Origin of the sequence: Parasutterella secunda (assembly GCF_023336895.1) — a bacterium.
GTDB classification, from domain to species: Bacteria; Pseudomonadota; Gammaproteobacteria; order Burkholderiales; family Burkholderiaceae_F; genus Aphodousia; species Aphodousia faecalis.
Map to the genome: position 1 here is coordinate 21713 of NZ_JAMBLT010000002.1, position 19715 is coordinate 41427.

Sequence of the window (19715 nt, forward strand, 5' to 3'; positions counted from 1 at the left end):
TTATTTTTTCATCATAGGCCTAAATTCTTTAATTAAAAATAATTTTTTACAACAAAAAAGGCCCGATTTCCCGAAAGAAATCGAGCCCAAAAGTTAGGCAGTTAAGTCAATTAGAAAACGTAACGGGCGCCCAAGTTCACACGCCACTTTTGATCGATATCACCACCGAAGCCGGTGCCGACATCAACAAACGTATTGACAGAATCGGTAACTTGGTAGGAAGCACCGAGAGACACTTCACCCCAATTGTCATCCAATTCGTCATCAAACTGACGTACAGAACCGTTAAATTCGTAATTGCCTTCAACATCGCCCAAGAAGTCATGGTTGTAAGAAGCCTTGACATAGGCGGAACCACGGTTTTCAGCAAATTGCATACCGGCCATGACACCAACGCGACCAATCAAGCTGCTCATATCGTCAAACTTAACATCGCGGCCGATGGAGCTTGTGTAATTTTCCGCACGCAAATGGCTGTAAGTCAATTGAACTTGCGGTTCAATGAAGTAGTTTTGGATATTCCAACGATGACCCGTTTCGATACCAAAGATAGCACCGGTTAACATGTAATCAGCGCTTTCTTTACCGGCACTTGTACGGAAATCATAGTCAGCGTCAATACGACCGATCTTTAACATCGTATCTAAGAAGCAACCGGATTCATTAAAGTAGCTGCCGTAGAAACCAACCGTGTAGGTATTGTTATCGGAACTACCGGCGCTCAAATCCGTATCACCCTTTGTGTAATCGAAACTTAAACCAATCGTGACGTTATCAGCTATGCGCTTATCAACACCCAATTCAACCGTGTTGTAATCGTGTTGGATATCTTGGCCATCCAAACGACCATTGTTATAACGAGCCCAAACACCGGCGGCGTTAGGCGTCGTGCGTAACGTACCCATACGATCAGTCAAGTTCGTCAATTGAGAGCGCCACATTAAGGCGTTGGTGATAGCCAAGTCTTGAGCTGAACGAAGAAGATCATTAGTACGGGTTGCATGGAAACCTGTTTCATCAACGTAACCGGCATCACCCATCAAACCTTGATCTACTGAAGCTAACTTAGCACTTTCTCCGTTAATTTGAATCCCATTCAATAAATCAGAAGCAACTACATTTCCAGCTTGTAAATCATCTGAAACAGAAGCAGCGTATCCGTAACTAAGGTTAGAACCCTCTTCTACACTTCCAATAGTTAAAACAGGAGCAGTTTCATTTCCTGCTGCGTTTAATTTGAAGTTTGCTTGAGATCCGTTGTCAGTCTTGACAGATGCAATTTCCAATACGTTGTCACTACCTTGTTCGAACGTCACTTGGCTATTAGTAACTGTTACTGCTCCTGCAAAGTCATTCAAAGAAATTGTTTGTGCAGACTCCAGATCTTTCACATTAAGAACCGTATCCTGCTCAAGATCCACCAAACCGTTAACCTGGGAACCTTTTTGCAAGGTAACTGTTACGTCATTATTTTCAACTGAAATAGCCTTTGCTTGTTCTCCTGTCGCAGAAATCAAGCCTTCGTTGGTAAAGCTAACCCCTGTTGCACCCTCTGCAATACGAATTGCCTTTAAATTACCATCGCCTTGAACAATCAAATCCCCTGTATTAAGTACAGAACCTGACTTGACGTTGGAAGTACTACTGCCGGCAAAGTCCATTGCTACACCATTATTTAGGACGACAATGGTGCCATGGTTTTCTAGAGTATTACCATCCGTATTCGTAATCATCATGCCATAGGCATTATCAGCAACAATGGTCCCTTCATTGACAATCTTTCCACCATTTTGGGCCATCATAGCTTTTACTTTCCAAAAGCCATCTGTCGTACCCTTTACATAGATGAGTCCAGTTTGTGCATTTGTTGCAGTTTGACCATTCCCAGCTAACAGACCATAAGCACGATGATCAGAATTAACTTGTTCAATCCACAACTTCTTATCAAAAGTTGCACTTCCCGAGTTAAAACCTTCACTTGTACTACTAGAGTTGGTCTTCACATAATAGGAATCCTCATCAAACTGTGTAAGTTGAGCGGGGGCTCCAACTGTTGTTCCTTCTCCTTCGGGAGCCCAGGCTGGAATTTCAATTGCTAATGAAGAAGCTGAAATAGCCATCAAAATCGAGCTAGCTAAAATAGTTTTTGTTAAATGCATTTATATCTCCATAAACGTGGTTTTCACTTGCCCCGATGCTACCCCCCCCCAAACTTTCGTCTTGACTAATATCAATCAGACATAAAAATTCACAGATTTGTTGCATAAAGATTACAAAAAAGGCCCGATTTCCCAAAAGAAACCGAGCCTTGAAAGTTAGGCAGTTAAGTCAATTAGAAGACGTAGCGGGCACCCAAGTTCACACGCCACTTTTGATCAATATCGCCACCGAAGCCGGTACCAACATCAACAAATGTGTTAACAGAATCCGTGACTTGGTAGGAAGCACCGAGAGACACTTCACCCCAGTTGTCATCCAATTCATCATCAACATTGACACGAACCGCATTACCAGCAGCAGTAACACCACTGTAATTGCCTTCGATGTCACCCAAGAAGTCATGGTTATAAGAAGCCTTCACGTAGGCGGAACCGCGATCTTCAGCAAACTTCATGCCGCCCATGATGCCCACGCGAGCAATTAAGCTCTTCATGTCATCAAATTTCACTTCACGAAGGTTCGTGTTGTAGTTTTCAGGACGCAAGTAGCTGTAGGTCAATTGAACTTGCGGTTCGATGAAGTAGTTTTGGATATTCCAACGATGACCTGTTTCGATACCGACAATGGTACCGGTCAACATATAGTCACCCTTTTCAGAGATGCCGTTATTAAGATCGTAATCCGTATCAATACGACCGACCTTCAACATGGCATCCAAGAAGCAACCAGACTCATTGAAATAACTTCCATAAAGACCTAACGTATAGGTGTTGTTATCAGAAGTACCGGCATCCAAGTCTGTATCACCCTTTGTGTAATCGAAGCTAATACCCAACATGACGTTGTTGGAAATAGCCTTATCAAAACCCACTTCAACCGTGTTGTAATCGTGTTGAATACCACGACCATCCAAACGACCACCGTTGTAGCGAGCCCAAGCTCCAGCTGTTTCAGGCATTGTACGAAGCGTACCCATACGGTCCGTCAAATTAGACAATTGAGAACGCCACATTAAGGCATTGGTGATAGCCAAGTCCGTTGCTGAACTCAACAAAGTGTTTGTACCAGTCAGTTGTTCAGAAATCGCTCCGGTTTCCTTATCCTTGGTGTAGTAACCAGAATTGCCCCAGGCCGAACCATCATTAGAAACGTAAACTGTGTCGGGTTCACCTTCTGCGCCTAACTTAATACCAGCAAAGAGATCATTTTTATCTGCACCTGCAGCCAAAGCGTCACTTACAGAAGCAGTGTATTCAACACCAACGCTACCGTCACCCGTTACATTTTCAACTTCTAATAATTTCTTGCTCTCAGAACCTAATTTGTCGAAACTGAAATTAACACTTGAAGAAGCATCTGCATCAACAGTTCCAACTTTTAAGGTGTTGGAAGGATATGAACTTTTAACAATTAAGTCACTTCCATCTGCATCAATAGTGCCCGCTTTATTGATTCTTATTGTTTCCTGCTTATTCAGTTTATCGGCATGAATGGTACTATCTGTTGCTAATAAAATATTCCCTTCAATATGTGAATCTCCAGACAGTTCCAACATAAAGTTTGATGCAGAAATTGAGATTGCAGTACTTTCACTTTGAATTAATCCTGAATTTGAGAAAGTACCGTTATCACCAGTTGAATCGACAATTACCCCTATTGCACCATCAGTAGCAATAATGGTTCCCTCGTTGTTAACTGTTAACGATGCACCGTTATCGCTCCCTTTTTCCCTATGAATACTGATGCCATAGGCCCCGGAACCACTAACATTAATTACGCCCGTTTTTCCATTCGTAATTTTTTGACCATCTGCAGCCGTACTTAAAACCATACCAGAAGCGTTTGTTGCAATAATGGTTCCATTATTAATGGCGGTTCCCTGCTGATCAACACCAATTGCTTTTGCAGCTTCGCCATTCCAAGAACTATCAGCTGTAACTGTTATCTTACCTTCATTGATAACAGTACCATTTTGTACAATCATACCTGTTGCATATTTGGTATAACCTTCTTCTTTAGAAAGCCCCTGAACAGTGATTGAACCATAGTTGGTTGCCGTCGTAGTTGCGTCTCCGACTTTGATAAAACCTACGCACCATTTTCTTTTGTTGCCGCAACAAAGGCTGTATCGTTTTCTCCGAGATTTTCCCCGTTAGTAAAATACCCAACAGATCCTGTTCCGTTATAAATAAACTCGTAGTTTTCAGCGTAAGCCGTTGAACAAAATACTGCGGCTAAAGAAAGAGTTAAAGCAGATTTAACTAAATGCATTTGAATCTCCAGAAATCTGCGCCATGTAGCGCGATACCAGGAGCCTACCCCCCCCCAAACTTTCGTCTTGACTAATGTCAATCAGACATAAAAATTCACATTTTTTTTGCAAAAAGATTACAAAAAAGGCCCGATTCCCAAAAAGGAACCGAGCCTTCTGTGTCGATTACGATACTAAAACTTAAGCTTCAGCAACGACGCGGACGGTGATTTCGGCGGTGATGTCCGTCATCAAACCGATCACGATCGGGGTTTCACCCAAAGCCTTGATCGGGCCGTTGGGCAAACGAATTTGGGCCTTCTTAATATCGAAACCTTGAGCTTGAAGAGCGTCAGCGATGTTAGAGTTCGTGACAGAGCCGAAGAGGCGTCCGTCAACACCGGCCTTGCTGGCCACTTCAACCACGTCACCGTTCAACTTGGCAGCGATCGCTTCAGCAGCGGCGATGCGTTCGGCCTGAGCCTTTTCAAGTTCAGCGCGACGTTGTTCGAATTCGGCAATAGCGGCTTGCGTAGCACGCTTAGCACGCTTGGTGGGGATCAAGTAGTTACGAGCGTAACCATCCTTAACCTTAACGATGTCACCCAATTCACCGAGGTGGGTAATCTTTTCAAGAAGAATAACTTGCATTTGATTAACTCCTCACTCGATTATTGATTGTCCGTGTACGGCAACAAAGCCAAGAAACGAGCGCGCTTGATGGCCGTGTCGAGTTGACGTTGATAGTGAGCCTTCGTGCCCGTCAAACGAGCCGGCATGATCTTGCCGTTTTCTTGGATGAAGTCACGGAGCGTTTCCACATCCTTGTAGTCGATCATTTCGACGTGTTCGGCCGTGAAGCGGCAGAACTTCTTGCGCTTAAAGAGCGCGTTTTGTTGGTTGCCACGGCGCGGCTTACCCTTGCCCTTTGCACCAAAAGCCATTTTTAAACTCCTTGTGAGTATTGCGTAATATGTACGATCATTTGTCGGGAACGCTGTGAGCGGGGAGCTAAAAAACCAGAGATCTCAAAAACCGATCCCAACGGTTCTTTATCGAGCGCCAAGGCGATATCGCCGCAGGCTTTGCCGGCAAAATCGAAAACCAATTTTCGATCACTTCCAGCCTCTTTAACCACACTCATGTGGTGAAACACCACTTCTAAAACCGCCAGCCCCGCGGGTGTGTACCGCATCTGGGCTTTTTGTGTGAACTCGCCCGTTAATCTGATCGTGTTCACCGGCGTATCTCTTTATTGTTTCCGACAGGGATAAAAAATTAATTAAGCGGCGGCAGCTTCTTGAGCTTGAGCAGCTTGGGCTTGAGCCTGAGCAGCTTCGCTAGCGGCCTTCTTTTGTTCTTCTCGTTCGACGATCTTCATCATCGGAGAAGGAGCCGTTTCAGCCTTCTTCATCTTGATCGTTAAGTGACGCAACACGGCGTCGTTGAAGCGGAAGCCGTTTTCGATCTCAGCGAGCGTTTCATGCGTGCATTCAACGTTCATGAGAACATAGTGAGCCTTGACCAACTTTTGAATCGGATAGGCCAAGGGACGACGACCCCAGTCTTCCACACGATGCATCTTGCCGCCTTGTTCAGCGACGAGAGCTTTGTAGCGTTCGATCATAGCGGGAACTTGCTCGCTTTGATCCGGGTGCACAATAAAGCAAATTTCATAATGACGCATTGGAATTGTCTCCTTACGGGAAAAGCCACCCGGAGCGTCTATTTCCGGTGTGGCAAGGACAGAAAAAGTGTGATTGTAATCAACAATCATGGCTTTTGCAAGCCAAAAGAACACCTTTTTCGCTGACTTTTTAAAGAGTTAGCGGAATTTTTCTTCATAGATTGCCAAAGCGGCGCTATATTAGCACCAATAACACTGTTTTTGGGATTTTTAGCCATGCAAGTGACTGTTGTCGTTGAAAATTTTTGTACAAACCGCCTTTTAAGAGCTGAATGGGGGTACTCGCTTTATCTGGAAAGCGACAAAACTCATCTTCTTCTGGACACTGGCTCCGAAGGTCACGCTTTTACGCACAACCTCAAAGCGCTTCAAATAAACCCCAAAACCATCGAGCATATTGTTTTTTCTCATGCGCATTTTGATCACACGGGAGGCTTAGTGGATGCTGTACTGCTCGCACCCACCGCCAAACGCTGGGGAGCGCGTTCTATGTCCGTTCAACGCTGGGCCGATGCCGACCAGAAACGAAACGGCGGTGGCGGGCCGCTTTTTAGTTCAATTTTGACCAATCCCATTGACAGTTGGGCTCAAATAACCGATGAGATTATTGCTTTCACAGTTCCTCAAAACGACCGCGACCGTCGTTTTGTCAATTCGAAAAATATGTGGGAAGAAACGCAGGACGGGCAAATCATCCCGGACACTTTCGCCGATGACCTCTCGCTTCTAGTCAAAGGGAAAAACGGAATAAGCGTTGTCTTAGGCTGCGCTCATGCGGGATTACCTAACATTTTGCGGTATGCACAGAAAACATTTGGGGTTAAGAAATTTGACACCGTTTTAGGCGGAACGCACCTGAGCGCCGCCAAAGATGAAGAACTTCCCATATGGATTGAAGCGTTAAAGGCATTCCCGGTGAAACATTGGCGTCCCAACCACTGCACGGGTTTTAAAGCGGCCGCAGCCATGGCCCGAGCTTTTGATGATGTGGATTGGGCCGGCTGCGGACAGCGTTTGACGTTGTGAGTTATTCCCGACGCAGCTCAAAATGAGTGAACATCACCTTTAACGCGTCCAGTGTTTCAGGTTCCGGGTACTCGTGCCCAACGTTGGCAAAAGGAAGATCCAATTCCTTTGGCTTGCGGTAAACCTGCAGTGCGAATGTCTCCACTCCTCGCTCCTTAAGTTCACGGGCAAGACTTAAAATCTTCTCATCGGGTAAATAGACCGGATGGGCGGTTGTTCGACACTCATAATCCACTTGAGCCGCCTGGATAATAGCCAAGGACTCCGAAACATTTTGAGCGGGATTGGACTTTTCCAGTCCCGTGATCCAACGGTATGCAACTTCTTCTGAGAGCGCCGCCTTTACATCAAGCCCCACCCAATCCACTAAGCCGATCACCTTTTTGACGTGTTCCGGATAGCAGCCCGAGGTATGCAGTCCGATCTTAAAACCCATTTCTTTAACTCTGGACATGGCATCGGCCAAGGCGGGATCAAGCGTCGGCTCACCGCCCGAAAAAACCACCGCGTCTAAAAGCCCTTGACGTCGCTTTAGTAAAGCGACCAATTCTTCCCAACTGCTATGCAGGTATTGAGGAGGAAATTCCCTCGGTTGCATGTGCGGATTGTGACAATAGCGGCAGCGCCAAGGGCAGCCTTGAATGAAGGCCACGGCTGAAAAATACCCCGGGTAGTCGATACTTGTGTAAGGGGTAATGGCTGCGATCTTTAAGTGTTCAGCACTCAAGCGTGAAGTTTCCTCAGGCATAAACGGCAATCCTTACAGCAACACGAAGACAAAACGGCGCCGAAAAGAAAGTCTTCACGGCGCCTTTCAGATTTAGAGGTTATTTAGACAAACCACACTTACTTTCTACAAAACACTTGCGTTCGTAGAATTCACCTTTCTTACCGGTGTTAAAAGATGAGACCGGTCGATGGTAGCCCATCACACGGGTCCAAACTTCACAGGGTTGGCGTTCACTGTCTTTTAATTCGATTTTTTCGTCTTTTTTATCCATTTTCTTTCTCTCAATAATTAGCAATCAGCCTTTTGGCAAGCCGCCTGTGCCTTTTTGGCACGAATTAATTCAGCGTCGCAGATCGGACAGAAATCATGACGACCGGAGATATAGCCGTGTTTGGGGCAAATCGAGAAGGTCGGCGTCACCGTCAGATACGGCAGACGGAATCTTGAAAGGGCTCTGCGCACCAATTCCTTACAAGCCTTTGATGAGCTGATGGCATCGGCCATGTAAAGGTGAAGCACCGTACCGCCCGTGTACTTGCGCTGCAAGTCGTCTTGCATTTCAAGCGCCAAGAACGGATCATCAGTAAAACCCACCGGCAGCTGAGAGCTATTGGTGTAGTAGGGATTGGATTCGGTACCGGCTTGAATAATATCCGGGAAGCGCTTTCTATCTTCTTTGGCAAAGCGGTATGTCGTGCCTTCGGCCGGAGTAGCTTCAAGGTTATACATGTGACCGGTTTCTTCCTGGAATTCAACCATACGGGCACGAACATGATCCAAAAGCTTTAAGGCAAAAGCATGACCCCAATCATCGGTGATGTCATTGGCATCATTTGTGAAATTGCGGATGCATTCGTTAATACCATTGACACCGATCGTGGAGAAGTGGTTACGAAGCGTACCGAGGTAGCGTTTCGTGTACGGGAAAAGTCCCTGATCAATATGGCGTTGAATAACCTTGCGCTTGATCTCAAGACTCGTCTTGGCCAAATCCAAGAGGTGATCTAAGCGATCAAAAAGACCCTGTTCATTGCCCTTAAAGAGATAGCCTAAACGAGCGCAGTTGATGGTGACGACACCGAGCGAGCCCGTCTGTTCTGCGGAACCGAAAAGACCGTTGCCGCGCTTGAGAAGTTCACGCAGGTCCAACTGCAGACGGCAGCACATCGAACGGATCATATTGGGCTTTAATTCCGAATTAATGAAATTCTGGAAATAAGGCAAACCGTATTTGGCGGTCATTGCAAACAATCTGTCTGCGTTTTCGCTGTCCCAATCAAAGTCAGGCGTGATGTTATAGGTCGGAATTGGGAACGTGAAAACACGACCCTTGGCATCACCCTTGGTCATCACTTCAATGTAGGCGCGATTAATCATGTCCATTTCGCGCTTGCAGTCGCCATAGGTAAAGGGCATTTCTTCACCGCCGATAATCGGGTGCTGGTCCTTTAGATCTTCGGGGCACGTCCAGTCGAAAGTGAGATTGGTAAAGGGGGTCTGCGTACCCCAACGGGAAGGAACATTGAGGTTATAGATAAGCTCCTGGATGCTTTGAAGGACTTCCTCATAGGGCACGTTGTCTTTCTTGATAAAAGGTGCCAAATACGTATCAAATGAGGAGAACGCTTGAGCACCGGCCCATTCGTTTTGCATCGTGCCTAAGAAATTGACAATCTGACCCGTAGCCGATGAAAGATGTTTCGGGGCGCCCGCTTCAACTTTACCCGGTACCCCATTGAGCCCTTCCGTTAAAAGAGTACGCAATGACCAACCAGCGCAGTAGCCCGAGAGCATATCCAAGTCATGAATGTGGAAATCGGCTTCGCGGTGAGCACGACCGATTTCAGCCGGATAGATGTAGTTGAGCCAATAGTTGGCCACCACTTTACCGGAAACATTCAAAATCAAACCGCCCAAGGAGTAACCCTGATTGGCGTTGGCGTTCACGCGCCAGTCAAGCTGCTGAAGATACTCATTGATGGAAGATTCAACATTCACCCAACTCTGTCTGGCATCACGGGCCTTCTGACGTTGTTCACGATAGACAATATAGGCGCGAAGCGTTTTGAAAAAACCTTCCTCAAAGAGGGCGCGTTCCACAGCGTCCTGCACTTGCTCAATATGAGGCGTGACTAAATTGAGAGCAACCAGGCTCGGCAACACGCGCTCTTCGGTGATTCGGCCTGCACGTGACTCGTCAAATTCTCCGGTCGCTTTTCCTGCTTTGGCGATGGCGGCAACAATCTTGCTTGCGTCAAAATCTTTGACACTGCCATCGCGCTTGATCAAGTGCGATAACTTCTTCTCAAACATCAGAGGTACTCCAAAAAACGAATATCGCTCCCAACAACTGAGCGATTGCACGATTAACTTTAAAGAAGTACTGTGATTTTTCTGCCTATTTATTAAGCACTTTTGGGGAACGCACTACATTTAGATTAGTGACTTATCCACAGTTTTGAAAAACGCTTGATTTACAGAACAATGGGATAAATTTTAAAAATATAGGGTTTTCCCTTGAATACAACATGTTGTGTTCGCACAATAAAAACAAACAATGAATTGTTTAAAAATGAACAAACTTATTGTTTTAGCAAGGAAAATTAGGCAAAAAGGTTTGCCTGCACTCTTCGGACCTGTTGAGTTGCGCTTTAAATAACCAAAAGGGGATTTTGAAAATGAAAAAAATAATTTTGACTGTCGCTGCCGCCGGTTTGCTATCCGCTTGTTCTTTGATGGGGCCGTCACATTCTGTTAAGGGAGAAGTTGTCGATGCCTCCATGAACACCGTTACGATCGAAACAGCGGATTCTAAGATTTATTCATTCAGCACGATGGACTCAGACAAGACCGAACTTAATGGCTTACTCTTGGATAAGAAAATCGAGGTGCAATTTTCCGGAAACTATCAAGACGGAATGGCTGCTAAGAAATTGAGCGATATCGCAAAGTAGTTCACGATTCTCAAAAATGAAATGGGTTACCGAAATTCGTTGCCCGACTTCGATAACCCATCCATTGCTAAGCATGGTAAGAGAGTGATTCATTGCTGACCAGGCCTTGAATTCGCTCTTACAATTGAGGAGCTTACATGCTTGGAAAATCTGTTCTTAATTCTATCTTAAAAAGGCGCTATTGCAATAACATCTTATTGTTTTTCTTATAAAATTTTCGGCTTTTTTAGGGTTTTTCACCTAATTTTCAATACTGATTTAATCGTTTTTTCCGCTTTTACAGGAATCACTAACCATTCCTTGAGAGTAATCCGTTCGGATGATTCTCTTAACATTAAGGGCAAATACCAGTATTCTTAGCGAGTCATTGTCATCGATATCTGCTATAGCAAGCGCCATGGAAACCACACAATCCCGCTATGAAGATTTTCTGAAGATCCGTGTTTTACCCGAAGTGCTCACTCATCATTTGGGCCGTCACGATGATCTGCCGGCTCTCACCCAGTATGTTGCCTCCGAAAAGTCTTGGAAAACGCTGACATACCGGGAGCTTTATGAAAGAGTCCAACGCTGGCGAAAAGCTTTTTGCAAATTCAATTTGGAAAAAGGGTCACGGGTGGCCATGCTTTTACCCAATTGCATCGATGCCATTTGCTTTGACCAGGCGGCACTTGCCTGCGGTTTAGTCCCCGTTCCCCTTCACGCTGTTGACACCCCGGGGTCAAGCGCCTTCATTCTCAATGACAGTGAAGCCAGAGTGTTGGTTACAGCCAAGTACCTCAAGTGGAAGGGCATCCGCCAAGCCGATACCCTGGCGAACTTGAAAGCCGTCATCATCACGGATGACTCAATTCCCGAAGACGACCGTGTCAATAACGCCGACATTAATGTCTGCACACTGGCCGAGTGGTTAGAAGCCAGTGAAAATGTCACGATCACCGATATTGACATTGATCCTCAGGACTTGGCCGCCCTTGTTTACACCTCAGGCACGACCGGCCGTCCCAAGGGCGTCATGCTCACTCATGAAAATATCCTGGAAAACGCCAAAGGCGTAATGGGCAATATCCGACCGAATCCGGACGATAAGTGGTTTTCGTTCCTGCCTCTGTCACACACTTTTGAACGTACGACCACCTATTACCTAGCCATGGGAATGGGCAATCAGATCTACTTTAACCGCAACATTCTTCAGATCATTGACGATTTGCACTATGTTCGGCCGACGATCCTCATGTCTGTTCCGCGTATCTATGAACGCGTGTACGCTAAATTAAATGACAAACTCGCAAAAAAAGGCGCACTGACGCGATACGTTTTTAATTGGGCGGTTGAAGTCGGCTGGCGTCGTTTTTGTAAGGAAAACGGTTTGCCTGTTGAACATACCTGGCGCGAATGTCTTGACGGCATAATGGCAGACTGGTTGGATGAAAAGGTCGGCACCTCGCTTCGTGAAGTCTTTGGCGGGATCAAGCCTCACGCGTTTATTTCGGGTGGCGCCGCCTTAAATCAAACCGTGGCTCGTACCTTTATCGGTTTGGGCATCCAGATCTTCCAAGGTTACGGGATGACAGAAACCAGTCCGATTCTAACTGTCAATAAAGAACACCAAAACGACCCCTCCACGGTCGGTATGCTGTTGCCGAATATGCAGCTCAGACTCGGTGACAATGATGAGCTGCAAGTGAAAGGCCCTTGCGTGATGAAGGGCTATTGGAATCGACCCGATGCTACGGCAGACATTTTCACGGAAGACGGTTGGCTTAAAACCGGAGACCAAGCTGACATTCTTCCTTCAGGTCATGTCCGCATCAAAGGCCGTATTAAAGAAATCATCGTGACGAGTACCGGTGAAAAGATTCCGCCGGCCGATCTGGAAATGGCGATTGAAAGTGATCCGATGTTTGCTCAAGTCATGGCCGTTGGTGAAGGCCTACCGTATATCAGTCTTGTGGCAGTGCTTGAATTGGAGCGCTGGAAAGAATTAGCTAAAGAGCTCAATTTAGACCCCAATGATCCGAAGTCACTGAACGCAAAGCTTGTTCACCAAACGCTTTTGCGCAAGGTGAAAAAACTCACCCGGGGCTTCCCGCAATACGGTGTTCCCCGCGCTTTGATCTTGACGCTTACGCCTTGGAGCATTGAAAACGGCATGCTGACGCCGACACTCAAATTAAAACGTCGAATTATCAAAGCGCGTTTCCAAGACGATATCAATAAGCTCTACGAAACTCACGCCGGCTAATCAGCAATCGACGCATCCAGAAAAGGCAGGCACCACCTGCCTTTTCTTTTGCCCTATTTCATCGAAAAAATCACATAAAAAACGAAGTATTTTTCGCAAAATCTTTATGTACAATAATCTGTTTAGTAAAACTTTCCGAAGAAGCGTCAAAATGGTCGGTCATACATATATTGATGATTTCAAAACCTTGCCCGAAATGCTCGCGCACACCCTCGCGACTAAACCAGAAAAAGAAGGGTACCGTTATTACGACTACGAGCACGAAAAGTGGACAAGTGTGACGTGGAAAGAATTCGGCGAACGTGTCATGCGTTGGCGCAAAGCCTTTGCCACCATGGGGTTAAAGCGCGGCGATCGCGTCGCCATGCTTTTAATCAATTCACTGGACGCACTCACTTTTGACCAAGCCGCTCTCGCTAATGCCCTGGTTCCCGTTCCCCTTCACGCTATTGATACGCCGGAATCGGCCGCCTACATTATGAGTGACAGCGGCTGCCGCTTCTTAGTGACCACCACAAAAGCCCGTTGGAACGCCATTTTCAATTCCGACACACCGGTGCCGACGCTCGAGCAAGTTGTTTTTACAACCGAAGAGGAAGAAGGCGAAAGTAAGACCGTTCATTACTGCGGTGTCAACAAGTGGCTCAAAGCGGGAGAGACTTTCGATGTAAGCCAATTGCCCGCCGGCCCGACCGAAGAGGATTTGGCCGCTATTGTCTACACGTCCGGCACAACCGGCCGTCCCAAAGGCGTTATGCTCACGCATCGCGCCGTCGTTTCCAACGTTCAGGATACGGCCAAACAGATGCCTTTAAGCGATGAGGATCTCTTCTTATCCTATTTGCCGCTTTCTCATACGTTTGAACGTACAGCCACCTATTACAACTGTGTCGCCCACGGCGCCACACTGGTCTTTAGCCGCGGTCCGATGCAGCTTGCCGAAGACTTCAAAGATATTCACCCGACCATCATGTGTTCGGTGCCGAGAATTCTTGAACAGTTCTACGCCAAAATTCAAGCTCAGTACGCCAGACAAGGCGCTTCGGCTCAATTGATGGCTGACCGTGTGGTTGCGGCTGGCTGGCGTGATTTCTGCCGGGCAAACGATTTACCGCTTGAAGATGACGGTTTGCCCGCCATGGACTCCATCATCAAAGCCCTTTATTTTGATCGCGTGGCTGCTCCCATGCGTGCACTTTTCGGTCCGCGCTTTAAATACATCATCAGTGGTGGCGCTGCCTTAAACGGGATGGTTGCCAAATTCTTCTGCGCTCTCGGTCTTAACATCCGCCAGGCTTACGGTTTAACCGAATACAGCCCCATCATCTCCATGAACGGCATCACGGGCAACCACCCGGCCACAGTCGGTCTGCCGCTTGCCCGTTGTCAAGTCAGAGCCGGAGACAATGAGGAACTTCAGGTCTATGGCCCCAGCATGATGAAGGGCTACTGGAATCTGCCTAAGGAAACCGCTGCCTCTTTCACCGAGGACGGATGGCTGAGAACCGGTGACCAAGTGGATTTAAGCGATGGCGGCCGAGTACGAATTAAGGGCCGTATCAAAGAAATTATCGTCACCAGTACCGGTGAAAAAATCAGTCCCGTTGATGTGGAATTTGCCATTCAGGAAGATCACCTCTTCGAACAAGTGATGGTGGTCGGAGAAGGTCGTCCCTACATTACGGCTCTGGTGGTTGTCAACGACATGCTCTTTAAGCTTTTGTGCGAAGAAGTGGGCATCACGCCGGATAGCCCCGCGCTTAACCTTTGCCGCGATTTACGAGCCAAAGTCGTCAAACGCGTGCGCATGGCGGCCAGACATTTCCCGCAGTACTGCGTCCCCAGAAATGTCTACATTATGCGTGAGCACTGGACGGCTGAGGACGGACTGCTGACGCCGACCATGAAGCTTCGCCGTCGGCAAATCGCTGAGCGCTTCGCTAAAGAAATCGAGGAGTTGTACGACTCCCCGCGCAAGCGCTAAGGGCTTTCATTAACATCTAAAGGGGCCACGCCGGCCCCTTGAAATATTTATTAGTCCATGTTTTTCGATACTCATTGCCACATTCACATGCCTCAGTTTGCTAATGACCAAGCTGAGGTGCTCGAACGAATGAAATCAGCCCAAGTAACAAAAGCCGTGGTCGTTGCCACGGAAGAGGCCGAAATCGCCCCGGTACTCACACTGGCTCGAGAAAACGATGGTCTCTATGCCGCCTTTGCCGTCAGTCCGCAAGACGAAGCATTGCCCGATCTCACCGAAGAGGAGATTGTCCTGCGAGTGCAAGATCCGAAAATGGTTGCCGTCGGAGAAACGGGACTAGACTATCACTACTGCCAGGAACCGCTTGATTGGCAACGCAACCGTTTCGCCACGCACATTCGTGCGGCTAATCTGGCCAATAAACCGCTTATCATCCACTCACGTGAAGCCGCTTGCGACACGCTTGATATTCTTAAAGCCAATGGGGCTCAAAACTGTGGTTTTGTCCTGCATTGCTTCTGCGGTGATTGGGACTTTGCTAAAAAGGCTTTGGATTTAGGCGGCTACCTTTCGTTTTCCGGCATCGTGACTTTCCGTTCCGCTCAAGATATTCAGGAAGTAGCCCGCAAAGCGCCAGATGACCGGATTTTCATCGAAACCGACAGTCCCTATTTGGCACCTGTTCCCCTTCGAGGCAAGCGCAATGAACCGTCATTTGTCCCTCATGTCGCTCAATTTCTCGCCCAACTGAGAGGAAAGAACATCGAGGATATTGCGGCTCTTACGATGCAAAATGCCAATCGTTTTTTCCGTATTTAAACATGCTTAAACTCAGCCTTACCCTTGCCCTTTGTGCTCAAAGCCTAGTTTGTCTAGCCCAATCGGTCACGCCGGGCGTTCCCCTTGCGCAACAACTTCAAGAAGCTATCGCCAAAGACGATGCTCCGAAAGTAGCCTACATGCTCAGGGAATTGGCTTACGACCCGAATTTTTATCTTCCCAATGGCGACACTCCTTTAGTTTTTGCCATTCGCATGGACGCCAAAGTCAGTGTCAACCAGGTGCTTTTAAGAAGCTTCAAAATTAATGTCAAAGTGCCGACTCTGCGAGGCGAAACCCCTTTGATGCTTGCTTCAATTAAAGGCGATGAGGCTTTAGCCCAAAAACTCATTGACATGGGGGCCCCTGTTAATGCCAACTACGGATGGACGGCGCTTCATTACGCGGCAAGCACCGGACAAACTCAAATGACTCGCTTTCTTATTGACAAGGGAGCCGAGGTTAATGCCCGCACCGAGCTCGGTGTCACGCCCTTATATATGGCTGCCCGCGTGATTGCCACACCGACCGTTGATGTATTGCTTAAAGCCGGCGCTGATAAAACGCTATGCAATGACCAAGGGATCAGTCCGGCTGATATTGCGAAAAAACGCGGCGACAGCACTTTGGCAAAAAAATTAGCCATCAAAGCCTGCGCCCCATGGCCTGTCCAAGAACCGGGCAAAATGACTGACACGACTGAAGGCACCTCAGAGCCTTCCGACACAATTGATGTGACTGCACAGGATCAAAAGCAGTGAAAGAATCACAAGCTCTCGAACTCTTAGCGCCGGCAAAAAATGCTGATGTCGGTATTGAAGCCATTTTGCACGGAGCCGATGCCGTCTATATCGGCGGTCCCGGTTTTGGTGCCCGAGTCGAAGCGGCCAATGCGTTTGCCGATATTAAAAGACTCACTGACTTCGCCCATCGCTTTAACGCCCGCGTCTACATGACACTTAACACCATCGTTAACGATGAGGAACTCAAAGACGCGGTTCGCCTGGCGTGGCTTGCATACGAAAACGGAGTCGATGCCCTTATTGTTCAAGATATGGGGATTTTGGATAGCGACCTTCCCCCGATTCAATTGCATGCTTCCACACAATGTGATGTCCGCACTGCCGCTAAAGCACGATTTCTCGAAAGCGTCGGATTTTCTCAAGTGGTCTTAGCCCGCGAAATGAGTCTTGAGCAAATCCGCGAAAGTTATGAAGCGCTTCAATCCGCTCGGATTGAATTTTTCATTCACGGCGCGCTTTGCGTCAGCTATTCCGGCCAATGCTATGCGAGTTTTGCCGCGACCGGCCGAAGCGCCAACCGCGGTGCCTGCGCACAGCTGTGCCGACTTCCCTACAGTGTTTACACCGAAGATGGGCAAGAGCTCATTCACGAGCGCCATGTGCTGTCTTTAAAAGACAATAATCAGACCGAAAACTTGGAAGCTTTAATTGACGCCGGTGTCAGAAGCTTCAAGATTGAAGGCCGTTTAAAAGATGCGGTCTATGTCAAAAATATCACGGCTCATTATCGACAAATGATCGATAAGATTCTTGAGAAAAGAGCCGATTTACACCGATCAAGTGACGGAAGAAGTCTCATTGATTTCACACCCGCCCCTCAAAAATCCTTTAACCGCGGATTTACTGATTATTTCACGCGCGGACGCCATCATGACATGGCCGTTTTCGAAACACCGAAAAACGCCGGTGAAAGAATCGGGAAAATTCTCAAAGTAACAGCTGAAGCCATTGAAGTTCGTTCTTCTGAAGCGCTGCACAACGCCGATGGGCTAACTTATCTCACACGAGAAAAAACACTCATGGGTTTTGCTGTTAACCGTGCAGAAGAAGTAGAACCCGGCCGTTGGCGTCTGACTTTGCGCGAGCGTCCCATATTGAAAAAACATCCTCAACTGGCCCCGGGCACCATTCTTTACCGAAACCGAGACCAGGCCTGGGAAGAAGCTCTATCGAAACCAACCGCTAAACGTTTAATCGGCGTACAAGCAAAATGGTCTGTCAATGAAAGAAGATTTTCGTTGACGCTCAGTGACCATCGCGGCAACAGTGCGACGGTTTATTCAGAAGAACTGGCGCTTCAAAAAGCCTCTCAAATTGAAAAGAACAAACTGAACATCGAAAAAAATTTAAGAAAGACCGGGGATACGGATTTTGAAATCACGGCTCTTGAAATAGATGATGATGGTTTTTTCGCACCGGCCAGTATTGTCAATCACATGAGACGCGAAGCTTGCGTGATGCTAGCCGAAGAAAGACAGAAACACTTCAAGAGGCTTGAGCGCGCCCAATCAACGGAACGCCTCCCCTATCCTGATGCCGTGGACTTCCGAGCCAATGTTCTCAATGAAAAAGCAATTCATTTTTATGAACGCCACCATGCGCACATCACAGAGGCTGCGCTGGAGACGGGCTCTGTCAGACGTGAAGTGCCGCTCATGGTGACCAAACATTGTGTGCGCTATGCGTTGGGACTTTGTTTGAAAGATAACATTGAAAAAATTAAAGCGGATCCCACTTTAAAAGAAAAATTCCGGCCTGATCCTTTAATTTTAAAATCCGGACCCAATACTTATCGGGCGACATTTGACTGTAAAAAGTGTGAGATGACATTGCTCGGTAAAGTAAAGAGCGATGTAAGCCTTGGCAAGATCAACCTTAAGAAAATCTTATAGCAAGATGAAATTTTGTTTGAATCGAGCGAATGTTTGTTTTTTCTCAAACATTGGATTTTCTCTGGCTCAAATAGGTACAAACCATTAGTGTCTTATGCTAAATTAAGGGCGTGGATGAACAGATTCTGTTTCAGACACAAAAGTCGTGGCAACGATCGGTCCGTTGCCACGACTTTTTTCTTGCTTATTGACTTAATCGATACGCAAACGCATTTCGCTTAAACGTGCGCGCGCCTCCCGAAGCAAAGCGTGATACGCCTTGGCTCGACGGGACTTCAAGCTCCAAATTTCAGCCACGGCTAAAACGGCAGCCAATACAAATACCAATACAACGCTATGGCCTTGCTCGGTTAAATTGAAAAGAAAAAAAACTTCCTGCATCACAGCTCCCCTTCTAAAGCGGCGTCCTGCGCCCAAATGGCCCGTCGTTCACGCTCCAAGATCACTGTCCGACAACGGCTAAGGGCCATTGCCAAGGAATAAGTGAAAAGATTGAGCATAAAAAGCGACATTAGCACGTAAGCGTCGCGACCATTGGAACGAATAAGACTGTTTTCCAGGTCATGCGCCATCGGCGTAAAAAGATCAAAAAAGACGTACAAGACAGGCACTACGATGACACCCAGAATTGCCGAGATGGAGGCCCTTTTATCATTGACTTCACGTTTGTGATTAACCTTGGAGGCCGAAAGAGAAATAAAGGCCGCAAAAAACACAAGCAAAATCAAAAGGGCCGTCAATCGAGAGTCCCAAATCCAATACGCCCCCCACATGGGACGGCCAAACAAAGCTCCGGAACCCAAAGAAAAAAGCGTCATGACAAAACCGCTGGGCGCAAAGCCATGAGCAAAAACAATCGGCATGAGAGCCTGAGGGTTAGCCAATTGCATCAGACTGGTCAAACAAACCACTCCGTAACACAAAAGAGCAACGCCGGCCGCGGCAATGTGCAAATAAAACACCCAATAAATGTCGGCTTGGCCGATGGCTGTCGTATCGGAATAACTTAACATCCAAAGCAAGGCCGCCGCCATGCTTGCCACTGAAATAAGCAGCAGAATCGGAATAAATTTGGCAAAGGAAAAGTAATAAGTCTTGGGATTGACCATGTTCATTGTGAATAAATTATCGTTGGCCATTGTAGCAAGGCCCGGGAATTTCTAA

19 protein-coding genes are annotated in these 19715 nt (G+C 47.1%); 7 read left to right on the forward strand and 12 right to left on the reverse strand.

Translation table 11 applies throughout. The features are described from left to right. Positions 1-110 precede the first annotated feature (110 nt). From M3080_RS02800 to rpsF, 7 genes are all read right to left on the reverse strand, one after another. On the reverse strand, positions 111-2159 hold the full coding sequence (locus M3080_RS02800; RefSeq protein WP_249091801.1) for an autotransporter outer membrane beta-barrel domain-containing protein: 2049 nt from the start codon (positions 2157-2159) through the stop codon (positions 111-113). A 173-nt stretch (positions 2160-2332) separates the two neighbouring features. Then, positions 2333-4243 carry an autotransporter domain-containing protein gene (locus M3080_RS02805; protein WP_487369338.1) on the reverse strand — a complete coding sequence of 637 codons (1911 nt, stop codon included), beginning with the start codon at positions 4241-4243 and terminating at the stop codon, positions 2333-2335. A gap of 5 nt (positions 4244-4248) precedes the next feature. Beyond that, the gene (locus M3080_RS02810; protein ID WP_249091803.1) at positions 4249-4431 is read right to left on the reverse strand and encodes a hypothetical protein; all 183 of its coding nucleotides are present in this window, start codon (positions 4429-4431) and stop codon (positions 4249-4251) included. 181 nt (positions 4432-4612) lie between these two features. Then, complete coding sequence (gene rplI, locus M3080_RS02815) at positions 4613-5062, reverse strand: 50S ribosomal protein L9 (RefSeq protein ID WP_249091804.1); 450 nt, start codon at positions 5060-5062, stop codon at positions 4613-4615. A gap of 20 nt (positions 5063-5082) precedes the next feature. Beyond that, positions 5083-5355 carry a 30S ribosomal protein S18 gene (gene rpsR / locus M3080_RS02820; protein WP_022472334.1) on the reverse strand — a complete coding sequence of 91 codons (273 nt, stop codon included), beginning with the start codon at positions 5353-5355 and terminating at the stop codon, positions 5083-5085. 2 nt (positions 5356-5357) lie between these two features. Then, positions 5358-5651 carry a primosomal replication protein N gene (locus tag M3080_RS02825; RefSeq protein WP_022472333.1) on the reverse strand — a complete coding sequence of 98 codons (294 nt, stop codon included), beginning with the start codon at positions 5649-5651 and terminating at the stop codon, positions 5358-5360. Between the two features lie 42 nt (positions 5652-5693). Beyond that, positions 5694-6098 carry a 30S ribosomal protein S6 gene (gene rpsF / locus M3080_RS02830; protein ID WP_022472332.1) on the reverse strand — a complete coding sequence of 135 codons (405 nt, stop codon included), beginning with the start codon at positions 6096-6098 and terminating at the stop codon, positions 5694-5696. A gap of 216 nt (positions 6099-6314) precedes the next feature. On the opposite strand from rpsF, the gene M3080_RS02835 reads away from it, so the two are divergent. After that, a complete protein-coding gene (locus M3080_RS02835) occupies positions 6315-7124 on the forward strand; it encodes an MBL fold metallo-hydrolase (RefSeq protein WP_249091805.1) in 810 nt (269 codons plus the stop codon). A 1-nt stretch (position 7125) separates the two neighbouring features. Here the strand turns inward: M3080_RS02835 and M3080_RS02840 are convergent, their stop codons facing one another. The 3 genes from M3080_RS02840 to M3080_RS02845 all read right to left on the reverse strand — a co-directional run bounded on the left by M3080_RS02840 (position 7126) and on the right by M3080_RS02845 (position 10167). Beyond that, the gene (locus M3080_RS02840; RefSeq protein ID WP_249091806.1) at positions 7126-7872 is read right to left on the reverse strand and encodes an anaerobic ribonucleoside-triphosphate reductase activating protein; all 747 of its coding nucleotides are present in this window, start codon (positions 7870-7872) and stop codon (positions 7126-7128) included. A gap of 79 nt (positions 7873-7951) precedes the next feature. Continuing rightward, the gene (gene nrdD / locus M3080_RS09270) at positions 7952-8125 is read right to left on the reverse strand and encodes an anaerobic ribonucleoside-triphosphate reductase (RefSeq protein ID WP_022472328.1); all 174 of its coding nucleotides are present in this window, start codon (positions 8123-8125) and stop codon (positions 7952-7954) included. 17 nt (positions 8126-8142) lie between these two features. Next, complete coding sequence (locus M3080_RS02845) at positions 8143-10167, reverse strand: ribonucleoside triphosphate reductase (protein ID WP_283162525.1); 2025 nt, start codon at positions 10165-10167, stop codon at positions 8143-8145. Positions 10168-10532: 365 nt separating this feature from the next. Between M3080_RS02845 and M3080_RS02850 the strand changes: the two genes are divergently transcribed. The 6 genes from M3080_RS02850 (at position 10533) to M3080_RS02875 (ending at position 18551) form a co-directional block, all read left to right on the forward strand. Further along, positions 10533-10808, forward strand: a complete 276-nt coding sequence (locus M3080_RS02850; RefSeq protein ID WP_249091807.1) for a hypothetical protein — start codon at positions 10533-10535, stop codon at positions 10806-10808. 397 nt (positions 10809-11205) lie between these two features. Beyond that, positions 11206-13053, forward strand: coding sequence for an AMP-dependent synthetase/ligase (locus tag M3080_RS02855; RefSeq protein WP_249091808.1), 1848 nt, complete (start codon positions 11206-11208; stop codon positions 13051-13053). 151 nt (positions 13054-13204) lie between these two features. Beyond that, entirely contained in the window at positions 13205-15037 is a 1833-nt protein-coding gene (locus M3080_RS02860; protein ID WP_249091809.1) for an AMP-dependent synthetase/ligase, read from the forward strand. A gap of 57 nt (positions 15038-15094) precedes the next feature. Beyond that, complete coding sequence (locus M3080_RS02865) at positions 15095-15856, forward strand: TatD family hydrolase (protein WP_283162526.1); 762 nt, start codon at positions 15095-15097, stop codon at positions 15854-15856. Positions 15857-15858: 2 nt separating this feature from the next. Beyond that, positions 15859-16617, forward strand: a complete 759-nt coding sequence (locus M3080_RS02870; protein WP_249091811.1) for an ankyrin repeat domain-containing protein — start codon at positions 15859-15861, stop codon at positions 16615-16617. Continuing rightward, positions 16614-18551: a peptidase U32 family protein gene (locus tag M3080_RS02875; protein WP_249091812.1), complete on the forward strand. Its 1938-nt coding sequence runs from the start codon at positions 16614-16616 to the stop codon at positions 18549-18551. The genes M3080_RS02870 and M3080_RS02875 overlap by 4 nt, the downstream gene beginning before the upstream one ends. A gap of 192 nt (positions 18552-18743) precedes the next feature. Here the strand turns inward: M3080_RS02875 and M3080_RS02880 are convergent, their stop codons facing one another. Both M3080_RS02880 and ccsA read right to left on the reverse strand, forming a co-directional pair. Further along, positions 18744-18932, reverse strand: a complete 189-nt coding sequence (locus M3080_RS02880) for a hypothetical protein (protein ID WP_249091813.1) — start codon at positions 18930-18932, stop codon at positions 18744-18746. Next, entirely contained in the window at positions 18932-19690 is a 759-nt protein-coding gene (gene ccsA, locus M3080_RS02885) for a cytochrome c biogenesis protein CcsA (protein ID WP_249091814.1), read from the reverse strand. The genes M3080_RS02880 and ccsA overlap by 1 nt, the downstream gene beginning before the upstream one ends. Positions 19691-19715 lie beyond the last annotated feature (25 nt).